We start from the raw sequence: 1,585 nt of genomic DNA, 5'->3' as shown, positions 1-1,585 counted from the left end.
CCATGGCCACGACGGCGCAACGAATCTGGTGTGGCTCGACGGCCCCGACCCTCCACGCCTCGGCATCCCAACAAGCGGAAAGGGTGCTGGTCAAGTCCGCTGGGGTGGTGTACGAGGTTGATCCTCGGTTGGGCGTGTCGGTCAGGCCGTGAGGGCCTGGAGTTCGGGTTCGGTCACCTCCTCGATGACGGTGGTGTCGACGGCCTGGGCTCGGGCGAGGACGTCGAGTCCGAGGTAGCGGCGGCCTTCGGCCCATTCGTCGTGCTGCTCGGCGAGCACGGCGCCGACGAGCCGGATGATGCTGGCGCGGTCGGGGAAGATCCCGACGACGTCGGTGCGCCGCCGGATTTCGCGGTTGAGTCGCTCGTTGGGGTTGTTCGACCAGATCTGGCGCCAGATCTCCTTGGGGAACGCGGTGAACGCCAGGATGTCCGCGCGGGCCTGCTCGAGGTGCTCGGCAACCGCGGGGAGCTTCTCGGCCAGGGCGTCGACGACGCGGTCGAACTGGGCGTGCACCGCCTCAGCGTCGGGCTGGTCGTAGATGGAATGCAGCAGCGCCTTGACCCAGCCCCACGACGACTTCGGAGTCGCGGACATCAGGTTCGCGGCGTAATGGGTGCGGCAGCGCTGCCACGCGGCGCCGGGCAGGGTCGCGCCGATCGCCGACACCAGACCGGCGTGGGCGTCAGAGGTGACGAGCTTGACGCCCGTGAGGCCGCGGGCGGTGAGGTCACGGAAGAACGCCAACCAGCCTGCACCGTCCTCACTGGAGGTGACCTGCACGCCGAGGATCTCGCGGTGCCCATCGGCGTTGACGCCGGTGGCGACCAGCACGTGCACCGGCACCACCCGGCCACCCTCGCGGACCTTCAAGACGAGGGCGTCGGCGGCGACGAACGTGAACGGTCCGGCCTCTTCGAGCCGGCGGGTGCGGAACTGCTCCACGTGCTCGTCGAGCTCGGTGGCCATCACCGAGACCTGCGAGCGCGACAGGCCGGTGATGCCGAGGGTCTGCACCAGCTTGTCCATCCGCCGCGTGGAGACCCCGAGCAGGTAGCAGGTCGCCACCACGCTGGTCAGTGCCCGCTCGGCCCGCTTGCGGCGTTCCAGCAGCCAGTCCGGGTACAGCGACCCGGTGCGGAGCTTGGGGACCGCGACATCGAGTGTCCCGACGCGGGTGTCGAGGTCGCGGTGGCGGTAGCCGTTGCGGGAGTTGACCCGCTCTTCGGTCCGCTCGCCATAAGAGGCGCCGCACACCGCGTCGGCCTGGGCGGAAAGCAGCGCGTTGACGAACGTGGTCAGCAGATCACGCAGCAGATCGGGACTGGCCTGGGACAGCTGCTCGGTCAAGAACTGGGCAGGGTCGATACTGGGTACAGCGGTCATCGTGGTGTCCTTCTTCGAGTCGGTTTTCGCAGATCACTCGAAGGATCCACCCGGTGGCCGCGCCTACGTGAGCCTGTCAAGTTTTCTGTGTAAGGGATCGGTTTCGGTTGGTTGGTTCGGTCGGTTAGAGGTGGGGGTTGATGCGGTCGGGGTAGGCGATGGCGAGTTGGGCGAGGGCTTTCTTCCAGTTGGTGACGAC

The 1,585-nt window shown here is 67.8% G+C and carries 2 protein-coding genes; one reads left to right on the top strand and one right to left on the bottom strand.

What is annotated here, in order from left to right; translation table 11 throughout:
- Positions 1-141 precede the first annotated feature (141 nt).
- A complete protein-coding gene (locus M7H19_RS16850) occupies positions 142-1,386 on the bottom strand; it encodes an IS256 family transposase (protein ID WP_298182574.1) in 1,245 nt (414 codons plus the stop codon).
- A 1-nt stretch (position 1,387) separates the two neighbouring features.
- Here M7H19_RS16850 and M7H19_RS16845 point away from each other — a divergent pair.
- A partial coding sequence (locus tag M7H19_RS16845) for a hypothetical protein (protein ID WP_298182572.1) occupies positions 1,388-1,585 on the top strand: 198 nt, incomplete at its 3' end.

This window comes from Saccharomonospora sp., from assembly GCF_027317685.1.
GTDB lineage: Bacteria > Actinomycetota > Actinomycetes > Mycobacteriales > Pseudonocardiaceae > Saccharomonospora.
This window is presented reverse-complemented; position numbering and strand designations above follow the sequence as displayed.